General features: G+C 71.4%; 16 protein-coding genes. 7 read left to right on the top strand and 9 right to left on the bottom strand.

The window, feature by feature from the left end; translation table 11 throughout:
- Positions 1-871: 871 nt before the first annotated feature.
- The 3 genes from ispG to dxr all read right to left on the bottom strand — a co-directional run bounded on the left by ispG (position 872) and on the right by dxr (position 4,612).
- Positions 872-2,029 (bottom strand): flavodoxin-dependent (E)-4-hydroxy-3-methylbut-2-enyl-diphosphate synthase, encoded by a 1,158-nt coding sequence (gene ispG, locus QSK21_RS22555; protein ID WP_285698669.1) that lies wholly within the window; start codon positions 2,027-2,029, stop codon positions 872-874.
- 120 nt (positions 2,030-2,149) lie between these two features.
- Positions 2,150-3,343, bottom strand: a complete 1,194-nt coding sequence (locus QSK21_RS22560; protein WP_285698670.1) for a M50 family metallopeptidase — start codon at positions 3,341-3,343, stop codon at positions 2,150-2,152.
- 21 nt (positions 3,344-3,364) lie between these two features.
- A complete protein-coding gene (gene dxr, locus QSK21_RS22565) occupies positions 3,365-4,612 on the bottom strand; it encodes a 1-deoxy-D-xylulose-5-phosphate reductoisomerase (protein ID WP_285698671.1) in 1,248 nt (415 codons plus the stop codon).
- 277 nt (positions 4,613-4,889) lie between these two features.
- Here dxr and QSK21_RS22570 point away from each other — a divergent pair, with 277 nt between their 5' ends.
- Positions 4,890-5,855, top strand: a complete 966-nt coding sequence (locus QSK21_RS22570) for a trypsin-like serine peptidase (RefSeq protein ID WP_285698673.1) — start codon at positions 4,890-4,892, stop codon at positions 5,853-5,855.
- A 16-nt stretch (positions 5,856-5,871) separates the two neighbouring features.
- On the opposite strand, the gene QSK21_RS22575 is transcribed toward QSK21_RS22570, so the two are convergent.
- The 3 genes from QSK21_RS22575 to QSK21_RS22590 form a co-directional block, all read right to left on the bottom strand.
- The gene (locus tag QSK21_RS22575) at positions 5,872-6,972 is read right to left on the bottom strand and encodes a sensor histidine kinase (RefSeq protein WP_285698674.1); all 1,101 of its coding nucleotides are present in this window, start codon (positions 6,970-6,972) and stop codon (positions 5,872-5,874) included.
- 1,305 nt (positions 6,973-8,277) lie between these two features.
- On the bottom strand, positions 8,278-9,492 hold the full coding sequence (locus QSK21_RS22585; protein WP_285698676.1) for an extracellular solute-binding protein: 1,215 nt from the start codon (positions 9,490-9,492) through the stop codon (positions 8,278-8,280).
- A 334-nt stretch (positions 9,493-9,826) separates the two neighbouring features.
- Positions 9,827-10,186, bottom strand: coding sequence for a hypothetical protein (locus QSK21_RS22590; RefSeq protein ID WP_285698677.1), 360 nt, complete (start codon positions 10,184-10,186; stop codon positions 9,827-9,829).
- 343 nt (positions 10,187-10,529) lie between these two features.
- Here QSK21_RS22590 and QSK21_RS22595 point away from each other — a divergent pair, with 343 nt between their 5' ends.
- Positions 10,530-11,921, top strand: coding sequence for a hypothetical protein (locus tag QSK21_RS22595; protein ID WP_285698678.1), 1,392 nt, complete (start codon positions 10,530-10,532; stop codon positions 11,919-11,921).
- Here QSK21_RS22595 and QSK21_RS22600 read toward each other — a convergent pair.
- Positions 11,857-13,359 carry a CoA-acylating methylmalonate-semialdehyde dehydrogenase gene (locus tag QSK21_RS22600; protein WP_285698679.1) on the bottom strand — a complete coding sequence of 501 codons (1,503 nt, stop codon included), beginning with the start codon at positions 13,357-13,359 and terminating at the stop codon, positions 11,857-11,859. The two genes, QSK21_RS22595 and QSK21_RS22600, sit on opposite strands and share 65 nt — an antisense overlap.
- Positions 13,356-14,663 carry an aspartate aminotransferase family protein gene (locus QSK21_RS22605; RefSeq protein WP_285698680.1) on the bottom strand — a complete coding sequence of 436 codons (1,308 nt, stop codon included), beginning with the start codon at positions 14,661-14,663 and terminating at the stop codon, positions 13,356-13,358. Before QSK21_RS22605 ends, QSK21_RS22600 begins: the two co-directional genes overlap by 4 nt.
- Positions 14,664-14,764: 101 nt before the next feature.
- Between QSK21_RS22605 and QSK21_RS22610 the strand changes: the two genes are divergently transcribed.
- Genes QSK21_RS22610 through QSK21_RS22620 form a run of 3 tightly spaced genes read left to right on the top strand, consistent with a single transcriptional unit; the run spans position 14,765 to position 18,173 of the window.
- Positions 14,765-16,357 (top strand): PucR family transcriptional regulator, encoded by a 1,593-nt coding sequence (locus QSK21_RS22610; protein WP_285698681.1) that lies wholly within the window; start codon positions 14,765-14,767, stop codon positions 16,355-16,357.
- 30 nt (positions 16,358-16,387) lie between these two features.
- Positions 16,388-17,506 carry a carboxylate-amine ligase gene (locus QSK21_RS22615; RefSeq protein ID WP_285698683.1) on the top strand — a complete coding sequence of 373 codons (1,119 nt, stop codon included), beginning with the start codon at positions 16,388-16,390 and terminating at the stop codon, positions 17,504-17,506.
- A 13-nt stretch (positions 17,507-17,519) separates the two neighbouring features.
- Entirely contained in the window at positions 17,520-18,173 is a 654-nt protein-coding gene (locus QSK21_RS22620) for a class I SAM-dependent methyltransferase (protein WP_285698684.1), read from the top strand.
- A 508-nt stretch (positions 18,174-18,681) separates the two neighbouring features.
- On the opposite strand, the gene QSK21_RS22625 is transcribed toward QSK21_RS22620, so the two are convergent.
- Positions 18,682-19,167, bottom strand: coding sequence for a helix-turn-helix transcriptional regulator (locus QSK21_RS22625; protein WP_285698686.1), 486 nt, complete (start codon positions 19,165-19,167; stop codon positions 18,682-18,684).
- 160 nt (positions 19,168-19,327) lie between these two features.
- Here QSK21_RS22625 and QSK21_RS22630 point away from each other — a divergent pair, with 160 nt between their 5' ends.
- On the top strand, positions 19,328-20,533 hold the full coding sequence (locus QSK21_RS22630; protein WP_285698688.1) for a hypothetical protein: 1,206 nt from the start codon (positions 19,328-19,330) through the stop codon (positions 20,531-20,533).
- Between the two features lie 62 nt (positions 20,534-20,595).
- Positions 20,596-23,010 (top strand): serine/threonine-protein kinase, encoded by a 2,415-nt coding sequence (locus tag QSK21_RS22635; RefSeq protein ID WP_285698690.1) that lies wholly within the window; start codon positions 20,596-20,598, stop codon positions 23,008-23,010.
- The last annotated feature ends 1 nt before the right edge of the window (position 23,011 follow it).

Genomic DNA, 23,011 nt, shown 5'->3' on the forward strand with positions numbered 1-23,011 from the left:
GCCTCAAGAACCGAGACCTCGGTCGCCCACCCGCGGCCAAACACAACCACGAACAGTAACCAACAACAACATCAAGGGGTTACGGTTCAAACGCCCTCAGGGGGTCACGATTGAGGCGCCGTTGACAGATCGCAACGCCTGGGCGCCGTTCGGGGCTGGGGTTAGGGGCTGAGGTGGTTGCGAGGTGGTTATTTGCAGGTACGAGCTGCGCTCCGTTCATTGGCAAGCACGAGCTGCGCTCCTCGCCTGGCGGCTCGTCGCTTGTCGTGCTTGCGGCGATCGCTGCATCGCTCCGACTCGCCCAGGGGCTCGCTACGCGATCAGGTTTCTCGCAGGCTCGAAACCTGCCTTCGGACGCGATCGCAACGCCTGAGGTTGGTGCGGGGCTGGGCTGTGGGCTGAGGTCGGTGGGCTTGCTTGACCGCTTGAGGTCTGCCCTGCTCAGGGTGGAGCGGACCTCAAGCGCTGGAAGGCAGTGGGAGAAACCGGATCGCGCACCGACTCGCCAGACGGGCCGCGAGGCACAACAAGCACAACCAGCAGCCCAGCCCCGCAGCGACCCTAACCGCCGCGATCGCGTCCGAAGGCGGATTCGAGCGAAGCGAGAATCTGATCGCGGAGCGAGCCGCCAGGCGAGGAGCGCAGCTAGCGCTTGCCAATGAACACAGTCGCACCCACCTCAGCCCCCAACCCCAGCCACGAACGGTCGCTCAAGCGTTGCGATCGCGACCGAAGGCAGGGGCGAGCGCGAGCGAGACCCTGATCGCGTAGCGAGCCCCTGGGCGAGTCGAAGCGATGCAGCGATCGCCGCAAGCGAGACAAGCGAGGAGCGCCAGCGACGAGCGCAGCTCTCGCTTGCAAATAGGCACGCTTAAGGGGTGCTTTCGATGTCTATGCCCATGTTTTCGGCGAGGCGCATGGCTTCTTCGATGAGGGTTTCGACGATCTGGGATTCCGGGACGGTCTTGATGACCTCGCCTTTGACGAAGATCTGGCCTTTGCCGTTGCCGGAGGCGACGCCGAGGTCGGCTTCGCGGGCTTCGCCGGGGCCGTTGACGACGCAGCCCATCACGGCGACGCGCAGGGGGACGGGGAAGTCCTTCAGGGCGGCTGTGACCCGCTCGGCGAGGGTGTAGACGTCCACTTGGGCGCGGCCGCAGGACGGGCAGGACACGATCTCCAGGCCGCGCTTCCGCAGGCCGAGGGACTCCAGGATCTGGGTGCCGACCTTGACCTCTTCCACGGGGGGCGCGGACAGCGAGACGCGGATGGTGTCGCCGATGCCCTGGGAGAGCAGCGCGCCGAAGGCGACCGCCGACTTGATCGTGCCCTGGAAGGCGGGACCTGCCTCGGTGACGCCCAGGTGCAGCGGGTAGTCGCAGGCGGCGGCCAACTGGCGGTACGCCTCGATCATCACGACGGGGTCGTTGTGCTTGACGGAGATCTTGATGTCGCGGAAGCCGTGCTCCTCGAACAGCGAGCACTCCCAGAGGGCGGACTCCACCATCGCCTCGGGGGTGGCCCTGCCGTACTTCTCCAGCAGCCGCTTGTCCAGCGAGCCGGCGTTGACGCCGATGCGGATGGGGACGCCGGCGTCGGAGGCGGCCTTGGCGATCTCGCCGACCTTGTCGTCGAACTTCTTGATGTTGCCCGGGTTGACCCGGACGGCCGCGCAGCCCGCGTCGATCGCGGCGAACACGTACTTGGGCTGGAAGTGGATGTCGGCGATCACCGGGATGGGCGACTTGCGGGCGATCTGTGGCAGCGCGTCCGCGTCGTCCTGGGAGGGGACCGCGACCCGTACGATCTGGCAGCCGGCGGTGGCCAGCTCGGCGATCTGCTGGAGTGTGGCGTTGACGTCGGCGGTCAGCGTGGTGGTCATCGACTGCACGGAGACCGGCGCGTCGCCCCCGACGGGGACGTCGCCGACCATGATCCGCCGGGAGGCGCGGCGCGGCGCGACCTGCGTCCGCTCACCGGCTCCGTCCCCTTCGCCGCGGATCGTCGGAATTCCGAGTGAAACGCTCATCCCTCTCCCTTTGAACGACCCCGTACGCGGGATGCCTGCACCCAGTCGGCACCCGCCTCCCCACCCTAAGTGCCCGCGGGGCATGGGATGACGCGGACCCGGGAGAAGTCTTGGTGATCGCTATTGCGGAAGCCGCAGGGGGTTGACCAAGTCCGCCGCGATCAGGAGCAGTCCCAGGCCGATCAGCAGGAAGATGGCCACGTAGGTGATGGGCATCAGCTTGGCCACGTCCACCGTGCCGGGGTCGGGCCTTCCGCGCAGCCGTGCCAGCAGGGCGCGGGCCCGTTCGTAGGCGACGATCGCCAGGTGGCCGCCGTCCAGCGGCAGGATGGGGATCACGTTGAGCGCGCCCAGGAAGATGTTCAGCGAGACGACCAGCGACAGGTACAGGACGAGCTTGTCCTGCCAGGAGCTGTCGGAGGCGAAGATCTGCCCCGACACGTCGCCCGCCCCGACCACGCTGCCGACCTGGCCGCCCGGGGTGCTGGCGCGGTCCTCGGAGAACAGGTGGGGGACGGCGGCGGGCAGGTCGGCCAGGGCCCGGCCGATGCCGCCCACGGTCTCGCCGATCGCCCGGGACGCGAACGCCGCCGCGCCGACCGGTCCGACGCGCTCGTACCCCTCGCCGACCACGCGCGCGGACATGCCCAGGAACGGCTGCCCGCCGGACGAGGCCAGCCTCGGCCGCAGGGTGACCCGCGCACGGGCGCGGTCCACCACGACGGTGACGGTCCGCCCCGGCCGGGACGCCGCGATGGCGTGCCGCAGCTCGTCCCAGTTCCGGACGGGCGTGCCGTTGAACGAGATCACCCGGTCGCCCTCGCGCAGCCCCGCGGCGGCGGCCGGTGAGGGCGGGTCTCCGCGGGAGCAGGCGGCCTTCGCGTTCGCCGGGACGCACGGGCTGACCTCCCGCACCGTGGTGGTGGCGGTGCCGGGGACGTGCAGCCCGATCGCCATCGCCATCAGCATGAGCAGCACGAAGGCGAAGGCGAAGTTCATCACGACGCCGCCGGCGATCACGACGGCCCTGCGTCCCGCGGGCTGCCGGTAGAAGGCGCGCGGCCGGTCGGCCGGGTCGATCTCCTCCAGCGGCGTATAGCCGACGATCTTGACGAAGCCGCCGAGGAGGACCGCCTTGATCCCGTACTCGGTCTCGCCCCTGCGGCGCGACCACAGCGTGGGGCCGAAGCCCACGAAGTACTGGGTGGCCTTCATGCCGAAGCGCTTGGCGGTCACCAAGTGGCCCGCCTCGTGCAGCATCACCGAGATCAGCAGCGCGGCGACGAACAGCACCACGCCGAGGAGAAAGGACACCGCGTCCCTCCCCTCCCGTGGTCAGGCCGACCCTGTGATCTCCCTCGCCCGCGCCCGCGCCCACGCGTCGGCGGCGAGGACGTCGTCGAGCGTCAGGCCGGCCGTGGCGGCCGTTCCGTGCTCCTCCACTACCCGCGCGACCGTGTCCACTATCCCCAGGAATGGGAGGCGTCCGGCGCGGAACGCCTCGACGCATTCCTCGTTGGCCGCGTTGTAGACGGCGGGTGCGGTCCCGCCTCTGGTCCCGACCTCGGCGGCCAGCGCGACGGCGGGGAACGCCTCGCGGTCGAGCGGGAACAGCTCCCAGGTGTGGGCCCGCGTCCAGTCCACGCCGGGCGCGGCGTCGGGGACCCGGTCGGGCCAGGCCAGTCCCAGCGCGATCGGCAGCCGCATGTCGGGCGGGCTGGCCTGGGCGAGCGTCGAGCCGTCGGCGAACTCCACCATCGAGTGGATCACCGACTGGGGGTGCACCATGACCTCGATCCGGTCGAACGGGACGTCGAACAGCAGGTGCGCCTCGATCACCTCCAGCCCCTTGTTCACCAGGGTGGCGGAGTTGATCGTGATGACCGGGCCCATGTCCCAGGTCGGGTGGGCGAGCGCCTGCTCGGGGGTGACGGCGGCCAGCTCGTCCCGGGTACGGCCGCGGAACGGGCCGCCGCTGGCGGTGAGCACCAGCCGCCGCACCTCGGCCGCGCGCCCGCCGCGCAGGCACTGTGCCAGCGCGGAATGCTCGGAGTCGACGGGAACGATCTGGCCGGGCCGGGCCCGCTCCTTCACCAGCGGCCCGCCGACGATCAGGGATTCCTTGTTGGCGAGCGCGAGCGTGCGTCCCGCGTCCAGGGCGGCCAGCGTGGAGGACAGGCCCAGCGCGCCGGTGACGCCGTTCAGCACCAGGTCGGACGGCCAGGACGCGACCTCGGCGACCGCCTCGGGACCCGCGACGATCTTCGGTATGGCGTACTCGCCCGCCGCGTACCCGCGCCGCCTCGCCTCGGCGTAGAAGGCCAGTTGCAAGTCCTGGGCGGCGGACGCGCGGGCCACCGCGACGATCTCGGGGCGGAACTCCAGGGCCTGCTCGGCCAGCAGCTCCACCCGTCCGCCGCCGGCCGCGAGCCCGGTCACCCTGAACCGGTCCGGATTGCGGCGGATCACGTCGAGGGCCTGGGTGCCGATCGACCCGGTCGAGCCGAGCACGGCGACGTCGCGGCGGCCCCGCGGGCCTCCGGAGGAGCCGTCGGAGGGGACGGCGGCGCTGGGAGATGGCATCACGCGGTCCATTGTCGGCCATCGCGGCTCCCGGGCGCGCGGACCCGCGCCGCCGTGCCCACCCACCGGCGATCTTCCGATCACCCACGGTGGCGGTCCGCCGTCACCCGGAAGGGCGATCCACATGCGGAAACGTCCAAGACTGTGCAGATGCATGGCTCTGTTTGTGGATTTATGCCACTAGTCGCGCCATGGTCGGCGAAATACGGTCCGCTTACCGTCCGCTCACGAACGGACACGCCTCGCCTTCCACCTCCCCCGGCTCTTCGGAGGCCCCATGAAACGCTCCCCTCACTTCCGGGCCATGACCTTCTCCGCGCTCGGCGGAGCCGTCCTCGTCACGCCGCTGCTGGCCGCCCCCGCCCAGGCCGCCCCGCCCTCGCCGAAGGTCCGCGCGCAGGCGATCGGGGACGCCGCGGAGAAGCGCGTCACCGCCTACTGGACGCACGAGCGCATGCGTTCGGCCGTACCGATGGAACGGCTGTTCAAGGCCAGGCCCTCCAGCCAGAAGGCGGTGAAGCGAGGCGTCAAACAGCAGTTCCCCGCCACCAAGGCGCTGCCCCTCCTCACCCCGGGAGCGGCCTGGACGCAAGGCGGCAAGGTCGCGCGCACGGCGGGACGCGTGTTCTTCACCTTCCAAGGGCGCAACGCGTCCTGCTCAGGGGACGCGGTCACCAGCGCCAACAGGAGCACGGTCATCACGGCGGGCCACTGCGTGAAGCTGGAAGGCTCCTGGCACACCAACTGGGTGTTCGTCCCGGGCTACGACGACGGGCAGCGCCCGTACGGCACCTGGACCGCCAGGCAGACCCTGACCACACCCCAATGGGACGCCACCGAGGACATCAACTACGACGTGGGCGCCGCCGTGGTGAACTCCCTGGACGGCCGCAACCTGGTCGACGCCGTGGGCGGCCAGGGCATCGCGTTCAACCAGGACCGCGGGCAGACCATGTACGCCTTCGGCTACCCGGCCGAGGCGCCCTACGACGGAAGCGCGCTCACCTACTGCAGCGGCCCCGTCATCAACGACCTGCTGGGCACCACCGCGCAGGGGATGACGTGCACCATGACCGGCGGGTCCAGCGGGGGACCATGGTTCCTGAGCTTCGACGAGGCGACCGGCACGGGCGTCCAGAACTCGGTTAACAGCTTCAAGTACAACTTCTTGCCGACGCACATGTTCGGGCCGTACTTCGGCGCCGACGCGCAGAACCTGTACCGGAGGGCGCAATCGTCGTAACGGCGGCGGGCCTGGCTCAGCCGGTCCCCTTGGCGCGCGTGGTGGCGCGCATGGGCGGGCGGAACGTGGCGCGTTCCGCCCGCTCCGGGTCGTCCTCCTCGGCCTGCTCGCCCCTCTCGCGCCGGCGGTACAGGGGGAGCCGCAGAACGAGACGCGCGCCGCGGTCACTGTCCGCGACGTTCAGCCGCCCGCCGTGCGCGGCCACGATCTCGCGGGCCACGGGCAGCCCGAGGCCGCTGCCGCCGCGGTCACGGCTGCGCGCGGAGTCCAGGCGGGCGAACGGGTCGAAGACGCGCTCCCGATCGCCCACGGCGATGCCGGGCCCGTCGTCGCGCACCTCCAGCACCGCCTCACCCCCCTCGGTTCCGAGGGTGACGGTGATCTCCCGCTCGGCGTACCGTTCGGCGTTGTTGAGCAGGTTCACCAGCGCCCGGACGATCTGCGGGCGGTTCCCCTCCACCAGCACGCCGTCCCGCAGGCCGCTGCGCAGCGGGACGGCCGACGTGCGGGCCGCCACCTCGTCCCGGACCAGGCCGGTCAGGTCCAGCGGCGCGCGCTCGGGCCGCGCGCCGACGTCGATCCGGGCCAGGGCCAGCAGGTCCTCCGCGATCTGGTGCAGCCGCTCGACATCGCGGAGCGCGTCCTTCAGCGTCGCCACCGGATCGATCTCCTCCGGATCCGCCAGCGCCACCTCGATCTTGGTGCGCAGCCCGGCGATCGGGGTGCGCAGCTCGTGCGAGGCGTCCGCGGCGAACTGGCGCTGCCGCGCCACCGTCCGTTCCTCCCGGTCCAGCATGCCGTTGACCGTACGGGTGAGCCGAGCGATCTCCCCTCCGCCGCGGTCGGCGGCGCCGGGCGGGGGGACGCGCAGCCCCCACCCGGACTCGGCGACCTCCGACAGCCGCGCCTCGAACCGCTGGACGGCGTCCGTGCGCCGGTTCGCCGAACGCCGCAACGACCACAGGACCGGCGTGAGCAGGAGCAGGCAGAGACCAGCGCCCACCACGGCACCGGGCAGGAACGTGTCCATCGCCCAGGCGCCGGTGGTGAGCAGCGACGTGGCGACGATCGCCACGGAAAGGGAGAGCAGCCGCAGCGGCGCCGGCCTGTCACGCACCGGACGCGACGACCTCGCCGGGCGATCGGCCCCGCTGTTTCCCCGCATCTCTCATTTCTATGCGGAGACCATCCAAACCAGGGCAAAGCGGGCGCCGCGATCCGGCCCCCTCCTCCCCCGCAATTCCCACCCCGCCTGCGGCGACGGCAGATCACCCATGTGCATTCCCGGAACGGCCACCCCGGACCGCCCGGCACACCCCCTGACCTTTGCCGCCATTTTCACTGAGAGTAACGAGAGCAACACGTTTCACCACCTATAAAGGATTCTGTGATGTCGGCTCCCGCTACACAGGGGGAATGGGCAATGGGCCACACGGGGGAACCACGGTTCGACCCCGGCGTGCTGACCGCCGCGCAACGCCAAGGCGACGCCTGCGTCGTCTGCCACAAAAAGTGGCCGCGGCCACGAGTACGCCTAGGGCTACTGCCCGACGGCCAAGGGGTGTTCGCGTGCGACGATTGCGCACCCGCCCTGCCGGTCCCCCGCGGGCCCCAAGGCCCGGAGCCGACCACCGCCGCCCGCCCGCCCACCCGGCGGGCCAGAGCGGCGATGCCGGTACTCGACTAGCTCGCTAGACCGACACCGGCATCCAGGAGATCTCTCCAGGAGAAAGGGTGACCCGGACCATCGGGGGGAGGTCCGGGACCACCCGGGTGGCGCGCCCGGCTGGGGGCGGCCGGGCGCGCCCTTTCTTATTTGCTTCAGCGAGCTGCGCTCCTCGCCTTGACGGCTCGTCGCTTGTCGCTTCCGCGGCGATCGCTGCATCGCTCCGACTCGCCCAGGGGCTCGCTACGCGATCAGGGTCTCGCTGGCGCTCGCCCCTGCCTTCGGTCGCGATCGCAACGCCTGGCCGCCGTTCGGGGCTGGGGGTTGCGGGCTGAGGTAGTTGCGCGTGTGTTTATTGCAGGCGCGAGCTGCGCTCGTCGCTGGCGCTCCTCGCTTGTCGCGCCTGCGGCGATCGCTGCATCGCTTCGACTCGCCCAGGGGCTCGCTACGCGATCAGGGTCTCGCTGGCGCTCGCCCCTGCCTTCGGTCGCGATCGCGGCGGTTGGGCGCCGTTCGGGGTTGGGGTTGGGGGCTGGGGTGGGTGCGAGAGGTGACTATTTGCAGGCGCGAGCTGCGCTCCTCGCCTTGGGGGCTCGTTGCTTGTCGCTTGCGCGGCGATCGCTGCATCGCTTCGACTCGCTGCTGGCTTCGGGCGCGAGCGCGCCGGTTGGTGTTGTTTCGGGACCTGGTTGCTCGACCTGGGGCCGCACGCCGTTGGCTGTCGCTGGCGGTCGTTCTTGTCTGCTGTTGGTGGGCTTAGGACTTGGTGGCTTGGATCCAGGCTTTTGTCCACTCCGTGTAGTCGGTGCAGTCGCGGCGGCCGTTCATGTCGTTCTCGTCGCCCGCGCCGCATTCTCTGGACGGGGTGTGGGCGAAGATGACCTTTTCCAGGTAGTCGCGGTCGCTCACGCGGTAGGCGTTGCAGAAGGCGGCGCGCAGGCGGTCGCCGGTGCATGCCTGGGGGTTGGCGGGGGCCACGCCCGACCACTCGGCGACCTGTTGCTGGACGTCGGGTGACGCGGTCCACTGCAACCACTGGTACATGCAGTTGGGGTGCTGGGCGCGGGCGCCGATCATCCATGCCTTCATCCAGCCGGTGACGCCGCCGTCGGGGACGACGCCCTGCACCGGCTTGCCCGCGCGGGTCAGGACGTCCACCTGGTACGGCCAGACCTGGCCCACGGCCGCTCCCCCGCCGGCGAAGGCGCTCACGGCGTCGGCGGGGAGCTCCCAGTACTCCTTCACGTGCGGGCGCTGCCGGACCAGGATCTTGATGACCTCGTCGAGCTGGCGGCGGGTGAGGGAGTACGGGTCGCTGATCTTGAGCTTGCGGTTCTTGCTGCGCAGGTAGAGGGCGGCCTCGGCGATGGTCAGGGGGCTGTCGCGGATCACCAGCCGGCCCGAGTGCTTCGCGGCCTGGGCGGGGTCGAACAGCGCGGCCCAGCTCGACGGGGCCGAGTCCACCGCCCTGGTGTCGTACATGAGGAGGTTCGAGCCCCAGACGTAGGGGACCCCGTACACCTTGTCGTCCTTCTTGAGCAGGGCGCGCAGGCGGGGCTGGAGCTTCTTGTAGCCCTCCACCAGGTCCGGGTTGACCGGGGCGACGTCCTTGCCCTCGATGAGCCGACCGGCGACCTCCGGCGGGGCGGCCACGCCGTCGTACCGACGGGACTCGTTGCTCATCAGCTCGGTCAGCTCCTGGGCGTTGCGGGCCCCCTTGACGCTGACCTTGCACCCGGTGCGTTCCTGGAACGGGGTCACCCAGTCGACCCGGGGGTCGGTGCCGCCCGCCTCCACCTCGCCGGGCAGCGTCACCAGGTTGAGCGCCCCCTCGCCGGGGCCCAGGGTGCTCGCCGCCCGCATCGCGCCGACCGGCTCCCGTTCGTCGTCACCGGTGCAGGCGCCGCCCAGCGCCCCGACCATCGCCGCCACGGCCAGCACCGAGGCCGCCGCCTTGGACCTCCGCCTCATCACGCTCCCGAATCGCCCACGTCACCCGTCGGCGCAGCGTAGCGCCTCCAGGGCCGCTTCGGGATCCGTTCGGACGGCGGCGGCACGCGAATTCCGCGACGCGCGGGCACGGCGCGGCTTTTCCGGTGCTGTTTTTAGGGCGCTCCGGTGAACACCATTAAGGAATAGCCTTTGGGTCGTGGCGCACGAGAAACCGCCACGGCCCGGGGGGACGGCGGGTGCTGGCGTCCGCGCCACACACGGAGGTTGCTGGAGAGGGATATGGCGCGGGCTGACCGTCCGTCCCGGGCCGTGGCGGCACCGGTGGGGCGTGGCGAGGTTGGGGAACAGCGGATCACCTTGCAGTGCTGCCTGGCCACACGATCACCGGTACCCGCCGGGACGCCGCCGGTGTGATGCCCTCGAGACGGAGGAGGTTCGAGGGCCGGTGCGCGTCCTGCCGGGGGTCTGGCGGGGAGTAGGCCCTGGTCGGGGCCTGGCTCCCGGGCTCTTGCCGGGTGGTTTCGCCGTGCTGGACCACCTCGATCCGTGCGATGAGCCGCTGCGGTGACTCGGCCTCGACGAACCCCGCCGGGTTCCGCTCCCGCGGAGGGAGCGCCCACCAGCGGCGGGTGAACGGGCCGAACCAGACGGTCCAGCCCGGATACCGCCGGCTGAGCGCCTCGGCCTCGGCCGAGTGGTCGCCAGTAGTCATCGCGCGGAACCCGTCCTTTTTAATTGCATCTCGAATTAATTGAGACAATCAGATTGTGGCGTCTCGCCACAGAGCCAGTCAACACCTGTAGCTATTATTTGTCGGAGGCGGCGTGACGAAAATTGACGACGAAAACCTGCGAACGGCAGGAAATGCCCATCATCCGGACCTGCCGGTTGTCACAGCGGGTCGCGGACGCGTCCCTCCCCGTCGGCGGCGGAGCCCGGACGGACCTTGCCCGAAGGTTCGATCAAGGCATCGCCGGCGTCTGGTGAACATGACCTGTTCACCAAGTCAGGCGCGGCGTTCACGGCGCGCGACCTGTGGTGCCTAGCCTGACCTGGTGGGTCGGCTTTTTGGTCAGATATGTCCCACTCATGCGCCGTTCGTCGCCGCGCTCGCCTTGGGCGCCGCCGTCCGGTGGCTCACCATGCTCGGATATCCCGGCGTGCTGTGGTTCACCGGGGACTCCTACTTCTACCTCGGTTACGCGCTGCGTCCCGCTCCGTCGCCGAGCAAGACGCTGGGCTATTCGTTCGTGCTGAGGCTGCTCGAACCCGTCCACAGCCTGGCCCTGGTGGCGAGCTTGCAGCACGCGATGGGGCTGGCCGTCGCGGTGATGGTCTACGCGCTGCTGTGCCGGGCGGGGTTGCCGGGGTGGGCCGCCACGCTGTTCACACTGCCGATCCTGTTCGACGCGTACACGATCGAGCTTGAGCACCTGCTGATGTCCGAAGCGCTGTTCACCTTCCTGATCGCGGCGGCGTTGACGCTCGTGCTGTGGAGGTCCGAGTGGTGGATGGCCGCCGTCGCCGGAGGGCTGCTCGGGTACGCGGTGCTGGTGCGGTCGGCCGCCCTGCCCCTGCTTCCGGTGGCCTTCCTGTGGCTGCTGCTCCGCAGGTGGCACGCTCTGGTCTTCGGTGCGGCCGCCGTGGTGCCACTCGCGGCTTACGCCGTCTGGTTCCACGGTGCTCACGGCTCCTACGGCCTCACGTCCAGTGACGGCATCTACCTGTGGGGACGGACGACGGCGTTCGCCGACTGCGGTGAGATGCCACCCGGCTTGAAACCGCTGTGCCTCAGCCCCTCGTTGCGCGCCAAGGGGTATCCGCCCGGACGTCTCATCTGGGTGAGCCAGGCCCCACCCCGGGTCGTGTACGAGAACGTCACCGGCCGGGAGGCCAACGCCACCCTGCGTGACTTCGCGGCACGCGCCATCGTCACCAATCCCGGCGGCTACCTGAAGGCGATCGGCGACGGTGTCGGCATGGCCTTCGGCCCCCACCGTTCCCCGCATCCGACGGCAAGCACCGAGGCGCTGTACCACTTCCCCGACCGGCCCCAGGTCCTCCCCTCCCGCAAGGGGTGGGGCGGAGGGCACAGCACGGCGCTGGCTGACGCGACCCGGTACGAGCGGTCACCCGTCGTGAGCCGGGTCGTCCAGCCGTACGCCGACCTCATGATCGCCTACCAGAGGTGGGTGTACCTTCCGGGGCCGGCGCTGGGCGCGCTGTTCGCGGTCGGCGCGGTGGGGCTCACCCGTCGCGGGCCGGCGCCGGCATGGGCGTCCGCCGTGGCGTTGCTGGTGTTCCCCATCGCCAGCGCCGACTTCGACTACCGGTACGTGGTGCCCACGATCCCGTTCGCCTGCCTGGCCGCCGGGCTCGCGCTCAGCCGTTGGTGGGGAAGCCCAGGTTCACTCCTCCGTGGGACGGGTCGAGCCAGCGCGCCGTGACCGCCTTGGTCCTGGTGTAGAAGTGGACGCCCTCCATGCCGTAGGCGTGGCTGTCGCCGAACAGGGACGACTTCCAGCCGCCGAAGGAGTAGTAGGCCATCGGCACGGGGATCGGCACGTTGATGCCGACCATGCCGACCTCCACCTCGTTCTGGAAGCGGCGCGCCGCCCCGCCGTCGTTGGTGAAGATCGCGGTGCCGTTGCCGTACGGGTTCCCGGCGATGACCTCCATGGCCTCGTCGTAGGAACGGACCCGGACCACCGAGAGGACGGGACCGAAGATCTCGTCCTTGTAGGCGTCCATCTCGGGCGTCACATGGTCGAGGACGGTCGGGCCGAGCCAGAACCCGTCGCCCGGATCGCCGAGGATCGGGGTCTTGCGCCCGTCCACCACGAGGGTGGCGCCCTGGGCGACGCCCGCGTCCAGGTAGGACGCGACCTTGTCCCGGTGCGCCCTGGTGACCAGCGGACCCATCTCCGACTCGGGGTTGTCCCCCGGACCGACCTTCAGCTTGGCGACGCGCTCCGTGATCTTGCCGATCAGCTCGTCCCCCACCGGGTCGACGGCGACGACGACGGAGATGGCCATGCAGCGCTCGCCCGCCGAGCCGAACCCGGCCGACACCGCGGCGTCCGCGGCCAGGTCGAGGTCGGCGTCGGGCAGCACCACCATGTGGTTCTTGGCGCCGCCGAGGGCCTGGACGCGCTTGCCGTGGCGGGCCGCCGTTTCGTAAATGGAGCGGGCGATCGGGGTGGAGCCGACGAAGCTGACCGCCTTGACGTCGTCATGGTGCAGCAGCCCGTCCACCGCGGCCTTGTCGCCGTGGACGACGTTGAAGACGCCCTCGGGCAGCCCGGCCTCCGCCCACAGCTCCGCCAGCCGGACCGAGGCGGACGGGTCCTTCTCCGACGGCTTGAGGACGAAGGTGTTCCCGCAGGCGATCGCGACGGGGAACATCCACATCGGCACCATCGCGGGGAAGTTGAACGGGGTGATCCCCGCGACCACGCCCAGCGGCTGAAGGATCGAGTAGGCGTCCACACGGGACGAGACGTTCTCCGAGAACCCGCCCTTGAGCAGGTGCGGGATGCCGCAGGCGAACTCCACGACCTCCAGGCCGCGCGCCACCTCGCCCGCCGCGTCCGAGACCACCTTGCCGTGCTCGGACGAGATCAGCCTGGCCAGCTCGTCGCGGTGCGCGTTCACCAGTTCGCGGAAGCGGAACAGGACCGCGGTGCGCCGGGCGAGCGAGGTGTCCCGCCAGGCGGGGAAGGCGGCCTTCGCCGCGGCGACCGCGGCGTCGATCTCCTCCCGCCCGGCGAAGTCGACCCTGCCGCTCACGCGGCCGGACGAGGGCTCGTACACCTCGCCCTGCCGTTCGGCGGGGGCGCCGGTGTGCGGCTTGCCGTCGATCCAGTGGGTGATGTGCCTGGTCATGACGTCGCGTCCTCGTTCACGCTGTGGAGGGCGTCGGTCAGGATGGCCAGGCCCTCGGCCGCCTCGGCGTCGGTGAGCGTCAGCGGAGGCGCCATCCGGACCACGTTGCCGTACAGGCCGCCCTTGCCGACCAGCAGCCCGCGTTCCCGCGTGGCCTCCAGCACGGCGGCGGCCAGCGGCGGGCTGGGCTCGCCCGTCGCCGGGTCGGCCAGCTCGACCGCGAACATCAGCCCCTTGCCGCGCACGGCCCGGACGATGTCCAGCGTCTCGGCCGCGGCGCGCAGCCCGCCGATGATCGTCTCGCCCTGCCGGGCGGCGTTGGACTGGAGGTCGTGCTCCAGGACGTAGTCGAGCGTGGCGTTGCCGGCCGCCATGGCGATCGGGTTGCCGCCGAACGTGGAGATCCCCACCGCGGGCAGCGCGTCCATCAGGTCCCCGCGGGCGACGACGCCGCCGATCGCGAAGCCGTTGCCCAGGCCCTTGGCGAAGGTCATCATGTCGGGCGTCACGCCGTGGCTCTGGATGCCGAAGAAGCTCTGCCCGGTACGGCCCCATCCCGTCTGCACCTCATCGGAGATGAGCAGGATGCCGTACTCGTCCAGGACCTCCTTGTACGCCCGGAACAGCCCGTCGGGGGCCATGGTGAAGCCGCCCACGCCCTGGATCGGCTCGGCGATCAGCGCGCCCACCTCACCGCCCGCCGCGGTCGCCAGCACGTGCCGCAGGTCCTCGACGCACACGTCGATGTACGCCTCGTCCGACAGGTCCTTGAACTGCGGCAGGTGCCGGTCGGCGCCGTGCAGGAAGTGGACGTGGACCGGCGAGTACGACAGGTTCGTCCAGGCCCGGGTGCCGGTGACGCCGATCGCGCCGAACGAGCGGCCGTGGTAGCTCTGCCGCATCGCCAGCATCTGGTCGGTGCGGCGGGTGTAGGCGGCCAGCAGCAGCGCGGTCTCGTTGGCCTCGGTGCCGGAGTTGGTGAAGAACACCTTGGCGCCCGGGATGCCGGACAGCCGCGCGATCTTCTCCGCGAGCTCGATCTGGCCGCGCAGCAGGTAGGAGGTGGAGGTGTGCACGATGCCGGTGGCGATCTGCCGCTCCACCGCCTCCCTGACCTCGGGCACGTCGTACCCGATCATGTTGCTGAGGATGCCCGTGAAGAAGTCGAGGTAGCCGTTGCCCTCGCCGTCGGTCACGCGGTTGCCCTTGCCGGCGACGATCTCGATGGGACGCTCGTAGTTGAGGGCCACCCAGGACGGCATGACGGCCCGGTGGCGCTGCAGCAGACTCGCATGTTCCGACATGCCCACAGTCTGGTCCCGGCGGCCTGCCCTGGGAACCGCCACAGTGTCACGATCCAGGCCGGACGCTTGACGGAGTGGCACCCTTTACACTGTGTAAGACCATGCTTCCCACGCTGGGCGATGTGCTCTGTCTCGACGCGGTGCGCCGCGGCCAGCCGCATGTGGTCGCCGGCGGCGACCGGCTGGACAACCGGGTCCGCTGGGTCCATGTGGCCGAGGTCACCGACATCGCGCACCTGCTGCACGGCGGCGAGCTGGTCCTGACCACCGGCATCGCCTTACCGGACGAGCCGGAACGGCTGCGGGCCTACATCGCCGAGCTGGCCGAGGTCGGGGTCAGCGGGCTGATGATCGAGCTGGGCCGGCGGTACGCCGACGCCCTGCCGCCCGCCCTGCTGGCCGCCGCCGAGGAGCACCGGCTGCCGGTCGTCATGCTGGCGCACGAGCCCGCGTTCGTGGACATCACCGAGTCCGTGCACGCCCGGATCGTCCAGGAGCAGTACGCGGAGCTGCGCGCCTCCGAGCGGCTGCACGAGATCTTCACCCAGTTGTCGGTGGAGGGCGCCTCCACCGAGGAGGTCGTCCGGCAGACCGCGGCGCTGGGCGGGCACGCCGTCGTCCTGGAGAACCTGTCGCACCAGGTGCTGGCCGCCGACGCCGACGGGCGCGACCCGGCCGAGCTGCTGTCGGCGTGGGAGACCCGCTCGCGCGCCGTCCGTCCCGGGCAGCGCACCGCGTACGACGCGGCGTCCGGCTGGCTGGTCACCATGGTCGGCGCCCGCGGCGAGGACTGGGGGCGCCTGATCATCACGTTGGGCGCGCCGCCCACCGCCCGCGACACCGTCCTGATCGAGCGGGCCGCCACCACGCTGGCGCTGGGCCGGCTGCTGGACCGGCACGCCGAGAGCGTCGAACGCCAGGCGCACGGCACGATCATCGCCCGGATCCTGGAGCACTCCTACTCCGACCCGCAGGAGGCCGCCGCCCGTTCCCGCGCGCTGGGCGTCCCCCTGTCGGGCCGCCGCCTGATCGGCGTGGTGCTGCGCACCCGCGGCCACGCGCAGCCCTCGGAGGTCTCCGAACTGGCCGAGGTCGCCGCCGCGGCCTGCAAGGACGCCCGGCTCGCCGCGCTGGTCGGCGTCCTGGACGAGGGCGGGCCCTCGGCGCGGGTCGGCGTCCTGGCGTCCCTCCCGGCGCGCTCCGACCCCGAGACCGCGCTCACCGCCGTGGCGACCCGCGTCCGCAAACAGTCCGACGGGGTCATGGCGGCCGGGTCGGTGGTGGCCTCCATCCGGGACGTGCGCCGCTCGTTCCTGGAGGCCGACCAGGTCGCCGACGTGGCCAGCGGCTCCTCGGGCGACCGGCTCTTCTACCGCCTGCCCGACCTGCGCCTGCGCGGCCTGCTGCACCTGCTCCGCGACGACGCCCGCATCCAGACCTTCGTCGAACGCGAACTCGGCCCCCTCCTGGAGTACGACGCCGAGCGCAAGGGCGACCTGACCCACATCCTGCGCCTCTACCTGGACGCGGGCCGCAACAAGGCCGTCGCCGCCCAAAAGGCCCATCTGTCCCGTCCCGCCTTCTACGAACGCCTGCGCCGCATAGAACGCGTTCTCAACGCCGACCTGGACGACGTGGAGTCCTGCGTCTCCCTCCACGTGGCCCTCTTGGCCCTCTCCTCCCTCCGCCAGTGAAGGCGCTGATAAGGCGGGCACAACACAACGATGGACGTGCGAACGTTCGGGGTCGAGGAGGAGCTGCTGCTCGTCGACCCCGACGGCGGGGGACTTCGGGCCGTGTCGGACGCGGTGATCCGGTACGCGCGGGAGCACGGGGGCGTGCCGCTGGCGGGGGCGGGCAACGCGGGGATCTTCGAGACCGAGCTACAGCGCGAGCAGCTCGAGATGTGCACGCTGCCCTGCGCGACGCTGGACGAGCTGGCCGAGCAGGTTGTCACCATCCGCCGGGCCGCGTCGATCGCGGCGTCCGGCGTGGGCGCGGCGGTGGCGGCCCTGGCCACCTGCCCGGTGGAGGTGCACCCGTCGCTGACGCCGTCCCGCCGGTACCGGCGCATGGCCGACGCGTACGCGCTCACCGCCGACGAACAGCTCACCTGCGGCTGCCACGTGCACGTGAGCATCGGCTCCGCCGACGAGGGCGTCGCCGTCCTGGACCGGATCAGGCCCTGGCTGCCGCCGCTCCTGGCGCTCAGCGCGAACTCCCCGTTCTGGCAGGGGCACGACACCGGGTACGAGAGCTGGCGGCAGCAGGTCTGGTGGCGGTGGCCGTCCAGCGGCCCGACCCAGTTGTTCGGGTCGGCAGCAAAGTACCGCGCGGCCGTGCAGGCGCTGATCGAGACCGGCACCCTGCTGGACGAAGGCATGATCTACTTCGATGCCCGGCTGTCCCGGCACCACCCGACCATCGAGATCCGGGTGGCCGACGTGTGCCTGCGCTCGTCCGACACCGTGCTGGTGGCGGCGCTGGTACGGGCGCTGGTCGACACCGCCGCGACCGCCTGGCGCGCCGGCGAGCCCCCGGACCCCGTACGCACCGACCTGCTGAAGCTGGCCATGTGGCGGGCCGGCCGCTCCGGCCTGGACGAGGACCTGGTCCACCCCGTGACCCACCGCTCCGCTCCCGCGGCGGACGTGGTGACGGCCCTCCTCGACCACGTCACCCCCGCCCTGGACCGCTACGGCGACCTGCGCACCGTCCACGACCTGCTCGGCCGCGTCATGAAGGACGGCAACGGAGCCCGCCGCCAACGCGCCATCTACCAGCGCGAAGGCACAATTCCCCCCGTAATGACCGACGCCGTCCACCAAACCGCCGAGCACTAGCAGACTGTCCGGCGTGACTCGATTGCTGAACGACAAGGAACTGCAGCGGTCGTCGGTGGTGGCGAACTGCACCATGAACCGCGAACGCTCCCTGACCGGCTCCAACGGCTACGGCCGCGAACTCGGCATCGACGTCCTGGCGAAGCTGCCCGCCGGGGCGCGCTGGCTCGACCTGTGCTGCGGCACGGGCCGCGCCCTCCACGAGGCCGCGGCCCTGCTGGAGGGCGCGGCCGAAATCGTGGGGGTGGACCTGGCCGGTCACTTCATGCCCGCCCCTCCCCCGCCGGGCCTCACGCTGGTCGCCGCGTCCGTCACCGAGTGGGTCCCGGAGGGACGCTTCGACCTGATCACCTCAGTCCACGGCTTGCACTACCTGGGCGACAAACTGGCCGTACTGGCCCGGGCAGCCTCCTGGCTGTGCGACGACGGCCTACTGGTAGCCAACTTCGACGCGCGTTCGATCCGGGCAGCGGACGGAACACCCTTAGGACGCCGCCTCACCACCGAACTAGAACGCCAGGGCTTCACCTACGACACCACCCGCCGCCGCATCTCCATGCAGGGACGCCAAGAGCCGACGTTCCCCTACCGCTTCCTGGGAGCCGACGACACAGCGGGCCCCAACTACACGGGCCAGCCGGCCGTCGACTCGTTCTACGAGCTGTAAGCGAAAGGCCGCTGCGGGACGTCCCGGGGGCGAACGCCCCGCAGCGGCGGTCCAACAACCCACCCCAGCCACCGGCCCAGCCCCGCAACAACCCCAGGCGTTGCGATCGCGACCAAAGGCAGGTTTCGAGCCTGCGAGAAACCTGATCGCGCAGCGAGCCCCCAGGGCGAGTCGAAGCGATGCAGCGATCGCACGCGGTGCCGGAGAAGGAGGGCGCCCAGCGCCCGACGCCGCAGGCACCGCCAATAAACACAACCGCTGCGGGACGTCCCAGGGGCGAACGCCCCGCAGCGGCGGTCCAACAACCCACCCCAGCCACCGGCCCAGCCCCGCAACAACCCCAGGCGTTGCGATCGCGACCGAAGGCAGGTTTCGAGCTTGCGAGAAACCTGATCGCGCAGCGAGCCCCCAGGGCGAGTCGAAGCGATGCAGCGATCGCACGCGGTGCCGGAGAAGGAGGGCGCCCAGCGCCCGACGCCGCAGGCACCGCCAATAAACACAGCGCCGCTCACGCGCGCCTTTGGAACGGCAAGTAGCGGTCGGCGCGGCGGGGGCGGGCGAGGAGGCCGGTGGACTCGACGGCCAGGATGCGGTCGAAGCGGAAGGCGCGGATGGCGCGGCGCATGCGGCACCAGCCGACCAGGTACCAGTGGTCGCGGTGGACGAGGCAGGTGACGGGTTCCACTTCGCGGATGGTGACGTTGGCGTCGGCGTCGCCGTAGCAGAGCCGGACGACGCGGTGTTCGGTGATGGCGGCGGCGATGACGCGGGCCCGGTCGGCGGTGGAGGTGTCGAGGGGCGCGGTCAGCGTGCCGAGGGTGGTGGTGACGAGGTCGTCGTGGGCGTCGTGGTCGAACAGGGCGCGCAGGGCGCGGCGGGCGGTCGCGGCCTGCGGGCCGGTGCCCAGGTGGGCCAGGGAGAGCGCGAGCGCGGCGATCTCGGCGGCGGTGAGGTCGTTGCGCTGGTCCGTGGTGGGTGTCGCGACGTTGGCCATGGTTCGATCATACGTTCGAACACTGACATTTCCCAGCGTTTTAACGGCCCTGTCCTCCGGCCTGTCGCGCATGACCTTGAGAAGCCGCCCGCGCATGGTGAACACTGATCCACCAAGTGGGCGTAACGGGGGATACAGGGTCGATAGGGGCAACCCGCCGATGAACCGTGAAGAGGTGGACCGCGCCCTCCGGCACCTGCGGGACGAGAGGGAGCGCATCGGCACGGCTCTGCTCGATTTGGAAGGGCACACGGGGTACCGGTTGCTGGAGGGCGCAACGCTCAGCGGCGAGACGGCGAGGCGGCAGTCCGAGGTGCGCGCCCGGATGGCGTCGCTGTGGACGCTCTTCGACCTGTACGGGCGGACGCTGCGGGAGGCGGAGGAGCTGCGGGCCCGGCACGCCAGGCCCGGCGGCGAGCAGCTCGCCCGGCTGACGCATCTGCTCGGCGGCGCCTCGGTGGAGCTTCCGGCCGAGGAGGTCCCGCTGGAGCGGCGCACGCTGCTGGGTGCGCCGCAGGCCGAGCGGCTGTCGCTGGACGCCGTCGTGCGGCGCATGAACCCGTTGTACGAGCAGGTCGCCCGTGATGTGGCGGCGCTCGACGGCGTCTGGTCGGCGCTGCTGGACCGGCTGGAGGAGGCCGAGGCCGAGCGCCGTGCCGTCGCGGAGCTGGTGGACGATCTCGGCGAGCCGGAGACGGAGTTCCGGCGGGCCGCCGGGAACCTCGACGCGCTGGCCCGTACCGTCCGGTCGGATCCGCTCGCGCTCACGCGCGACGGGCGACCCGACACCGGGGCCTTGGACGCGGTCGCGGCCGAGCTGGCGGAGCTGAAGGAGCGGCTGGCGGAGGCGGTGCGGTTCCGTCGCGGCTTCGACGAGCGGATGGCGCGGATGCGGGAGGCGGTCGCGCTCGTCCGGTCCGCCGAGGACGAGGTGGAGCGCGCCCGCCGGGAGGTGCGAGCCAAGATCGCCTCGCCCATGCTGCCCGATCCGGCCGACCGGGCGTCGCTGCTGGCGGACCGGCTGGCGGCGTTATCGGCTCTGCGTGACCGGCGGCGCTGGGGCGACCTTGCCGACCGCGCCGTCGACCTGGAACGCGCCGCGCGGGACGCCCTCGACCAGGCACGCGCCGACCTGCGGCTGATCACCGGACTGCTGGACAGGCGCGAGGAGCTGCGCGGGCGGCTCATGGCGTACAGGGCCAAGGCGACGCGGCTCGGCCACGCCGAGGATCCCGAGCTGGGCGCCCTGTACGAGGAGGCGCACGCGGTGCTGTGGACGTCGCCCTGCGACCTGAGGAAGGCGACCGTGATGTTGTCCGGCTACCAGCAGGCCGTTTCGGCGAGGACGAAGGGACAGGGCCGTTGAACCAGTGCACCGCGCCGGGATGTACCGGAAACATCGAAGACGGTTACTGCGTCGTATGCGGTATGGCTGCCGCGACGAACCCCCCTTCGCCCGGCGGCGCGGTTCAGGCGCCTTCCTCCCCGCCGTCCAGCGCCCACACGTCCTGCTCCGAGCCCGGCTGCTCGGGGACGATCCAGGACGGCTACTGCGACACCTGCGGCAGCCCTCCCGCGCAGGCGGCGGCCTCCGCGCCCCCGGCTCCGGCGGCGGCCTCGACCCGGTGCGCGCGCCCCGGCTGCGGCGGCACGATCGCGGACGGCTACTGCGACGTCTGCGGAATGCCACCGAGCGCCGGCTCGACGGCCGGCGGGTCGGCGGGCCTCGGATCCATGGGCACCGGACCCACGGGCACCGGATCCACCCGTACCGGGTCCTCGCGCTCCTCGGGACGGCGGGGCATGCTGGGCGCCGGGCTGGTCGAGGTGCCGCGCGTCCCGTACCGGGACCCGTCCTCGGCGGTCCTGTCCGACCCGCAGGTCCCGGAGGCCAGGCGGTTCTGCAGCAACTGCGGGGAGCCGGTGGGCCGCAGCCGCGAGGGCCGTCCGGGACGGACGGAGGGCTTCTGCCCCAAGTGCCGGACGCGCTTCTCCTTCACCCCCAAGCTGTCGCCCGGCGAACTGGTCGGCGGCCAGTACGAGGTGCTGGGCTGCATCGCGCACGGCGGGCTCGGCTGGATATACCTGGCCCGCGACCGCAACGTCAACGGGCGCTGGGTGGTGCTGAAGGGCCTGCTGGATACCGGCGACGCCGACGCGATCGCCGCCGCGGAGGCCGAGCGGGCGTTCCTGGCCGAGGTCGAGCACCCCAACATCGTCAAGATCTACAACTTCGTGCGGCACGGCGACGCCGGCTACATCGTGATGGAGTACGTCGGCGGGCAGTCGCTGAAGGACATCCTGCTGCGGCACCGCGAGGAGACCGGCGAGCGGGCGCTGCCGGTCGGCCAGGCCATCGCCTACGGCCTCGAAGTGCTCCAGGCGTTCGGCTACCTGCACGCGCAGGGGCTGGTGTACTGCGACTTCAAGCCGGACAACGTGATCCAGTCCGAGGAGCAGCTACGGCTGATCGACCTGGGCGGGGTGCGCCGCCTGGACGACCAGGACGGGGCGATCTACGGGACGACCGGCTACCAGGCCCCCGAGATCTCCGAGGTGGGCCCCTCCATCAGCTCCGACCTGTACACCGTCGGCCGGACGCTGGCCGTGCTGAGCTTCCCGTTCCGGGGGTACACCACCACCTACGTGCACGACCTGCCGGAACGCGGCGAGGTGCCGGTGCTGGACCGGTACGAGTCGTACGACCGGCTGCTGCGCCGCGCGACGCACCGGGATCCGGAGCGCAGGTTCCAGGACGCCGCCGAGATGGCCGAGCAGCTGACCGGTGTGCTGCGCGAGGTGCTGGCCGCCGAGGACGGCCGGCCCCGCCCCGCGCCGTCGGTGCTGTTCGGGCCGGAACGGTCGGTGCCCGGCGCGGACGTGGCCCGCCTGGGCGACGCCGAGGGGGTGCTGCCGCCCGTCCGGCCGGTCGAGGCCGCGGCCTCGCTGCCCGCCCCGCTGGTGGATCCGGCCGACCCGGCCGCCGGTTTCCTCGCGGGGCTCACCGCCCTCGAATCCGAGCAGCTCGCCTCGGTGCTGCCGAACGCCCCCGAGCAGACGATCGAGGTGAGGCTGGCGCTGGCCCGCACGTGGATCGAGCTGGGCGAGACCCTCAGGGCGATGGACCTGGTGGACGCGGTCGAGGCGGAGCGCCCCGGCGACTGGCGGATCGCGTGGTACCGGGCGGTGGCCGAGCTCGCCTCGGGACGCCAGGAGGCCGCCAAGCTGTTCGACGACCTGTACTCGCTGCTTCCCGGGGAGGCGGCGCCGAAGCTGGCGCTGGCCCTGTGCAAGGAGCAGGCCGACCCGCAGGGGGCGGCGCGGCTGTACGAGACGGTGTGGCGCACCGACCGGAGCTATATCGGCGCCGCGTTCGGACTGGCAAGGGTGCATCTGGCGGCGGGTGACCGGGCGCGGGCGACGGAGGTGCTCGACTCGGTGCCCAAGGTCGCGATCCAGTACATCGCCGCGCAGGTCGCGGCCGTGGCCACCGCCGTGCGCGACCGGCCGCCCCACGACCTGACCCCCGCCGACCTGGAACGGGCGGGCGCGCGGCTGGAGGCCGTGCCCGGCCTGGACGGGGTACGGCGCGACCGGCTGGCCGCGGAGATCCTGGAGGCGGCGCTGAGCTGGGTCGTCCACACCACCGGCCCCCACGCGGTGTGGATCGGGCAGCGCCCGCAGGGCAACGGCAGCGTGCTCGGGACGCCCTTGGAGGAGCAGTCGCTGCGCCGCAAGCTGGAGGAGACCTACCGGTCGCTCGCCCGGCACACCAACGACCGCGAGGACCGCCGCTGGCTGATCGACTGCGCCAACTCCGTACGGCCCAGGACCCTCCTGTGAC

This window comes from Actinomadura sp. NBRC 104412, assembly GCF_030269515.1.
GTDB lineage: Bacteria > Actinomycetota > Actinomycetes > Streptosporangiales > Streptosporangiaceae > Spirillospora.